The following is a 7039-nucleotide window of genomic DNA, read 5'->3' as shown; positions in this document are numbered from 1 at the left end:
TGGTGGTAAAGATCTTTTTTGCATCGGCCGAAACGTATAACATATGTGTTCTGTCCTGGCCCGTACCCATGCTCCAGTCCAGTTTACCGGTGGCAGGGTCATAACGCCCAACAGCTTTGCTGCCTTCTGCCGAGAACCACACCTTACCATTTGCAAATTCAATTCCATGCGGTCCATACAACGGCCTGGTGTCAACGTCTTTCAATGGCTTTTGCGCCAGCAGATCGATCACATTGATCTCATGCAGGGCGCCGCCGCCATAGATGGAAACATACGCCGTTTTGCCATCGGTAGAGGCGATCACTTCATGCGGGTCTTCACCCACCGGAACCCGGGCCATTACTTTTAATGTGGCCGGATCTATAATTGCCAGTGTATGATCGGCTTTTGACAAAGCCAGTAACAGTTTCCGGGACTGCGATTGAGCGTTACAAGCTTCTCCCAAAAGAACCATGAGTCCAAATATGGTGATAGTTATTCTATTCATATTACCGAGTTTGCTTATTCAATGTAAGCTTATTTGGCTTGCTATTGACTGCAGGGCACGGTTTTTTTATATACCTAAATAGTAGAAAATTATAATATTGACCCTCTAACGCTACCGGTTGAAACTGCAACTCAAATATCTTTTTAGAATATTGAAAATATTTCTGGCAGTTGTATTAACGCTGGTTGTTGCAGTGGTTATATATGTATCTGTCAATAAAAAGAAGATCATTCAGCAGGTTACCAGCGAGATCAGCGACCAGTTAAATGGCCAGGTAGTTATCGGAAATATTGAACTTAGTTTTATTAGAAATTTCCCCCACATCTCCGTACTACTTCATGACGTCAGTATCACAGATACGTTGTTTAATACCCATCATCATACCTTTTTTAAAGGGAAGGAAATATTTGTCAGCATAAATGTTTTAAAACTGATCGACCACAAGCCGCCAATAAAGGGCATCAGGTTACAAACCGGTGAACTGTATTTATACACCGATTCTTCAGGGTACACCAATACTTACCTGTTTCATTTAAAAAAGGATACAATAAGCGGCAGCGGACAAAGCGAAGCAAAAAATGAATTGAAGAATGTATTGCTGAAAAATGTTCGCTTTATTGTTGATGACAGAAAAAAGCAAAAATTGCACGACCTGGTAATTAATCAGCTAAAAGTGGGCATTGACCATAAGGAGAACCGGCTTGTACTTATTACAAAGGCAGATATTCTTATAAAAAGCCTTGCCTTTAATACGATGCGCGGAAGCTTTGTTAAAGACAAAGTGTTTAGGGGGAATTTTAATCTGGCATTTCAAAAGGCATCTAAATACCTGTCTTTCGATAGCATTAATATACAGGTATCAGGACAGTCGTTTAATTGTAGCGGGCAATTTGAGTTGGCAGGCGACCAACCGCAGTTTTGGTTACGCATACATACACGAAAAATATTGTATGATTTTGTAAAATCGGCCCTGCCGCAAAAGATCGCCAATTCCCTATCTATCGTTGATGTTAATAGCCCATTGAGTGCAAGCGTAAATATAGCCGGCCCGCTAAAAGGAGGAGAGCCTAAAATATATGTCAACTGGGTAGCCCATGACATTAGTTTAAATACACTTTTCCTGGATTTTGAACATGCCAGTTTCAATGGTTTCTTCAGTAATGAAGTGGTGTCTGGCTTGCCCCGGAAAGATCCGAACTCTGTAATTGAAATAAATAGTTTTACCGCTCAATGGCATGGGTTACCTGTTCAATCTGAAAAGATCAGGATATTGAATTTATACCAGCCATTGCTCACTTGCGATCTTACGTCCAGATTTCCTCTTGTGGCATTAAATGAATTGATAGGAAGCAAAACCTTATACTTAAACCAGGGGGAGGGAAATGTACAATTAAATTATAAAGGCCCGCTGGCCAGGAACGATAGCACGAACTCATTTTTAAATGGTACCATTACATTTAAAGATGCCACTATTGAATACGAACCTCGAAACGTGGAAATGAAGAACGTGAACGGTAAACTGGCTTTTAAAAAGTCTGATGTTTTGATTGAGAACCTGCATTGTAATGTGCTGAATAATGACATCACCATGAATGGCCAGGCCAAAGACCTGCTAACGCTTATCAATACCCAACCTGATAAGGCAATTATTAACTGGAATATTTACATGCCTGTTATGAATGTGGGTTCGTTTATATACCTGTTCAAATCAAGAAGCGCAGAAAACCTAAAATCTGAAAAGAAACCCGTGTTGAAGGTGGCAGATAAAATGGATGATTTTATTGAAAATGGAAAATTACATGTGAAATTAAAGGCGGATAAGCTTATCTATAAAAGTTTTGAGGGAAGAAATGCACTAGCGGATATTACCCTGCTGAATGATCGCTACCTCATTGATAACGTTAGTATGGATCATTCCAGCGGTCATATTGCATTTAAAGGCAGCTTATTGAACAAAGCAGACTTTCATCTGGCTAACCTGGAAGTAAATATGAACAATGTGAATGTGAGTAAAGTGTTTGCCGACTTCAACAATTTTGGGCAGGACGGGCTTACTGCCCAAAGTTTGGAAGGTAGATTAAATGCAAACATTGAAGCATCGATGAATATAGCGAATGATGGTCATGTTATTCCTGCCACCGTTGTAAGCCGGGTAGATTTTTCTCTTGAAGATGGCGCGCTGAATAATTATGAGCCCATAAAAAAATTACAAAAGTTTATTTTTAAGAAGCGGAATTTTGATAATATCAGGTTTGCCGAATTAAAGAACAGGCTTGAAATAAGCAACCAGGAAGTTAAGATCAACAGGATGGAAATTCAATCCACTGTTATGTCAATATTTATAGAAGGTGTATACAATAAGAAAGGGACTACCGATTTGAGCATTCAGGTTCCTTTGAGCAATCTTAAAAAACGTGATGAGAACTATAATCCCGAGAATATAGGGGTTAATAAAAAAGGAGGCAGAAGTATTTTTATCCGCGGCCAGCCGGGCCCGGATGGAAATATAAAATTTAGTCTTGACCTGTTTAAAGAGTACCAAAAAGATAAGAAGGCTGATAGTTTAAAGGATAAAATGAATGAACAGCCATGAAGAATATTTATATAGGAACTTCCGGGTGGCATTATAAACATTGGATTGGCACATTTTACCCATCGGACATAACGGCAAAACAGCAATTTGAACATTATGCAAAGCTTTTTGATACCGTTGAAATAAATAATTCATTTTATAAGTTACCACCCAGAACGGTTTTTGAAGGCTGGTATAAGAATTCTCCTAAAAAGTTTTTATTTGTAATCAAAGCAAACCGGTTTATAACGCACAACTTAAAGCTTACAAGACCCACAGAGCCACTGACGAGGCTGTTTAACAGCATTCTTGCCCTGAAAGAAAAATTAGGGCCTATATTATTTCAGTTACCACCCAAATGGAAGGTGAATGTAGAACGCTTAAAAGAATTTCTTAAAGCTTTGCCGGCCGGTTACAGTTATGTATTTGAATTTAGAAACGACACCTGGTATAATGAAGAGGTCTATAAGTTGCTGCAGGAATATAATTGTGCTTTCTGCATTTATGAACTGGGTGGTCATATGTCGCCGATAAAGGTTACGGCCAATTTTGTTTACCTCCGCCTGCATGGGCCGTTAGATAATAAATACCAGGGCAGTTATAGTAAAACAGTGCTCAGAAAATGGGCAAAGAAATGCCTGGAATGGCAAAGCCAGAAAAAGAAAGTGTATGTTTATTTTGATAATGACCAGGAAGGGTATGCCGCTTTTAATGCGATCACCTTAAAAGCGATAATAGACGATTTGGCAAATAGGGTACGAGTACGGTAGATTAGTTATTGCGTTTTCTTTGATTCTTCCAACCGTCTTCTTAATTGGGCGGAAGGTAAATAGATCTGGAACCCAACAGACAACTGCAGGTCGCTTGATGAAACCCTGTTGCCAAAACCAACAATGCCCCTGTATTTTAAAAGCGCTTCCAGGCCAATATTGGAAGTAAGGAAGTAAGTCCAACCCGGGCCAATACCCAAGCCCAGTCCATTGGTGTTTTCACCAGAAGCGGGATTGGTGCCTTCTATACCTGCGTTTGCTTCCAGAAAGAAGCGTGAGTTTCGTATTACATTTGCTTCAGTGCCGAGGTAGTAACGTCCCAACAGGCCAACACCATAATCAATGCTTTCACCACCGCCTTTCGAGGTAAGCAGGCCAAAGTTCAAATAACCACCTAATGCCAGGTTATTGCTAAAGAAGTAAGCCAGTTTGGGATCAAGACGAATGGAGAAGTTTCCGCCTTTGTTCAGGCTAAGATCAAAGTTTGCAATATCAGCGCCCCATAAAAGATTGCCACTTTGGATCTGTGATCTTGCACTACCGATGATCAAATGCGAAAGGATGATTAAAGTAAATAGTTTTTTCATGACTCGCCATTTAAGCATAAAGGCATAAAAAATTATGCCCTGCATAATGTATAATGGCATGAAAATAAATTGTATTAAAGGTAGCACATGAAAGCGCCTTGAGCGATCTTGATTACCTTCGCAAAAAATGAGTTAACTCTATATGCGGACCTTAAGAAATACCCTTCTGCTGCTGGTAGTGAGCCTGCCTGCTTTTACCCAACAAATTGTAACCCCAGGCGTTTCCAGCGAATTGTCGAAACACCGCCGTGCGGAGATCTCCAATATACGTTACCAACTGGATTTCCAGATCCCGGCCACTAAAACAGAAAGCATTCAGGGTAAGGAAATCATTTACTGCAGTCTTAAAACGAATGCACAGCCGCTGCAGATCGATTTTAAACAGCATGCCGATCATATACAGGCGTTATGGGTTAATGGCAAAACCATTACGCCGAAGCTCGAAAACGAGCATCTTATAATTGCGCCTGCGCAGTTGCACAAAGGCAATAACACTATCAATCTTCAATTCATTGCCGGCGACGCTTCCCTCAATCGCAATGCGGAATATTTATATGCGTTGTTTGTGCCCGATCGCGCCCGCACCGTTTTTCCCTGTTTCGATCAACCCGACCTGAAAGCTCATTTTGCCTTGACGCTGCGGGTGCCAACCGGGTGGAAGGTGATGGCCAACGGTAAATTGAAAGACAGCACGAGCAATGGTTTGCAAACTGTTTATAATTTTACCGATTCGGATCTGCTGCCGACATATCTCTTTTCCTTCACCGCCGGGAAATATTCCCGGGCGCAAAAACAGATCGGACAGTATAACGCAGAATTCCTTTATCGCGAAAATGACCCGGGCACCAATGTTGATTCCATCTTTCAGGCACATGACAATGCACTCCGCTTTCTTGAAACCTGGACGGGTATTCGCTATCCTTTTCAGAAAGTAGGTTTTGCCGCCATTCCCGATTTTCAGTTCGGAGGTATGGAGCATCCGGGCGAAGTGCAATACAAAGCGATGTCGCTCTTTTTGAAGGAACCTACAAAAGATCAGCTGATCGGCCGCATTGGTCTTATCTCTCACGAAACAGCGCATATGTGGTTTGGTGATTTGGTGACCATGCAATGGTTCAACGATGTGTGGATGAAAGAAGTGTTCGCGAATTTCATGGCCGATAAGGTGGTGGAACAGTTGATGGGCAGCGAAACCTTCAATCTTCAGTTTCTGACCGATCACTATCCCAGCGCCTATGGCGTTGACCGCACGCCCGGCGCCAATCCCATCCGTCAGCAGTTGGATAATCTGCAGGATGCAGGCTCCCTATACGGTAACATCATCTATCACAAAGCGCCCATCATGATGCGGCAGATGGAATTACTAATGGGGAAAGACAACTTCCGCAAGGGTATACGGGAATATTTGTATAAATACGCTTACAGCAATGCCACCTGGAATGACCTGGTGCAGATCCTTGCCAAATACAGTAAGTACGACCTGCTTGGTTGGAACAAGGTTTGGGTGAACCAGCCCGGTCGTCCTGTTTTCGATTATAGTGTGAACTACAAAGGAAATAAAATTGATAAACTCAACATCACTCAACGCCCCGAAACAGGCGCTGCGCGCATTTGGCCGCAGGCATTTGCCATAACGCTGGTATATGCAGACAGTATTCATTCCATTCCGGTGAACATGAACACTGCCAGCATGCAGCTGAAAGCAGCTATAGGTTTAACCAAACCACTGTTCATCCTGTTCAATTCAGATGGTATCGGGTATGGACTTTTCCCGGCCGATAAAGCCATGCAGGAACAGTTGTTCAGCCAGAAGAGCGCGGTGAGCCGCGCAGCTGCGTATGTGAACATTTATGAGAATGTATTGTCGGGGCGTTATATGACGCCGGCAGCACTGTTGGCACTGTTCACCAAAGGAATAACCATCGAAAAAGAGGAAACTAACCTCAGGCTTCTTACGAGCTACATTGCTAGTTTATACTGGACATTCACTCGTCCTGCAGACCGCGCAGCATTCTCCACCCAATTGGAAGCTGCGTTATGGAATACCATGGAAGCGCAAACGCAACCAAATAATAAAAAGGTATTGTTCAGGGCTTACCAGAATGTATATGTAAGCGATGTAGCGGGAAAACGGATGTATGCTGTCTGGCAGCATCAGCAGCCGCCCGCAGGCATCAAATTGGCCGAAGAAGATTACACCTCACTGGCGCTTACGATTGCATTGAAGAACGATACGGCATCTACCGTTATCACGCAGCAGCGCGACCGTATGAAGGATGCCGATAAAAAAGCAAGGCTGGATTTTTTAATGCCGGCGTTATCGGCCAATGTTTCGGTAAGGGATAGTTTCTTCAACAGTCTCACCGATCGAAAGAACCGCGCAAAGGAAGCCTGGGTAATTATTGCATTGGGATATCTGCATCATCCATTACGGCAATCCACCTCGGATAAATATTTACCACAAAGCCTGGAGTTGGTAGAAGAGATCCAGCGCACGGGCGATATCTTTTTCCCACAAAGCTGGCTAAGCGCCACCTTCGGTTCTTACCAAACTGCGGCCGCCTGGCAGGTGGTGCAACAGTTCCTGTTAAAACATCCCCACTACAATTCCAGGCTGAAAGCC

The 7039-nt window shown here is 42.7% G+C and carries 5 protein-coding genes; 3 read left to right on the top strand and 2 right to left on the bottom strand.

What is annotated here, in order from left to right:
• Positions 1 to 487, bottom strand: a 487-nt coding sequence (locus ACJ751_RS09985; protein ID WP_407745344.1) for a YncE family protein, incomplete at its 3' end; no start/stop codon positions are given.
• 151 nt (positions 488 to 638) lie between these two features.
• Here ACJ751_RS09985 and ACJ751_RS09980 point away from each other — a divergent pair.
• Together ACJ751_RS09980 and ACJ751_RS09975 are read left to right on the top strand one after the other, a co-directional pair.
• Positions 639 to 3080: an AsmA-like C-terminal region-containing protein gene (locus ACJ751_RS09980; protein WP_407745343.1), complete on the top strand. Its 2442-nt coding sequence runs from the start codon at positions 639 to 641 to the stop codon at positions 3078 to 3080.
• Positions 3077 to 3829, top strand: a complete 753-nt coding sequence (locus ACJ751_RS09975; protein WP_407745342.1) for a DUF72 domain-containing protein — start codon at positions 3077 to 3079, stop codon at positions 3827 to 3829. The genes ACJ751_RS09980 and ACJ751_RS09975 overlap by 4 nt, the downstream gene beginning before the upstream one ends.
• Before the next feature lie 5 nt (positions 3830 to 3834).
• Here the strand turns inward: ACJ751_RS09975 and ACJ751_RS09970 are convergent, their stop codons facing one another.
• Entirely contained in the window at positions 3835 to 4416 is a 582-nt protein-coding gene (locus ACJ751_RS09970) for a hypothetical protein (protein WP_407745341.1), read from the bottom strand.
• Between the two features lie 142 nt (positions 4417 to 4558).
• Between ACJ751_RS09970 and ACJ751_RS09965 the strand changes: the two genes are divergently transcribed.
• The coding region (locus ACJ751_RS09965) for a M1 family metallopeptidase (protein WP_407745340.1) at positions 4559 to 7039 on the top strand (2481 nt) is incomplete at its 3' end.

The organism is Niastella sp., assembly GCF_045805085.1.
Lineage (GTDB): Bacteria > Bacteroidota > Bacteroidia > Chitinophagales > Chitinophagaceae > Niastella.
This window is presented reverse-complemented; position numbering and strand designations above follow the sequence as displayed.